The organism is Hymenobacter terricola (assembly GCF_017921975.2).
Lineage (GTDB): Bacteria > Bacteroidota > Bacteroidia > Cytophagales > Hymenobacteraceae > Hymenobacter > Hymenobacter terricola.
In genome coordinates this window covers 1-304 of sequence record NZ_JAGEMO020000218.1, presented here as the reverse complement: position 1 = coordinate 304, position 304 = coordinate 1, and the positions used below count along the sequence as shown (strand labels likewise).

General features: G+C 52.0%; 1 protein-coding gene. It reads left to right on the top strand.

The features are described from left to right. Positions 1-304 (top strand): CHC2 zinc finger domain-containing protein (locus J4G38_RS28305; protein ID WP_226164172.1); only part of this gene is annotated, 304 nt, incomplete at both ends.

Below are 304 nucleotides of genomic sequence, written 5' to 3'. Positions count from 1 at the left end.
ACTACTGGAGATTGATACAGAAGCCTTCTTTCTGAACGAGCTCACCAGAGTGCAGCGCCGCGGCAACGAGATCAAGGCTGAGTGTCCGTTCAAGAGTCTCCATGAGTCCCAGACGGATAACAACCCATCCTTGACCGTCAATCTGGCAAAAGGTGTCTACTATTGTAACAGTTGCCATTCCAAGGGCAACGTGCATACTATGTACAAGGAGCTCTATGGCAAGACCAATGAAGAAGCTTGGTTTGACCTGGGCGATGCTCTGAAGATACCGAGACCTGACGGCTCCAAGCCGACGCGGCCTGAC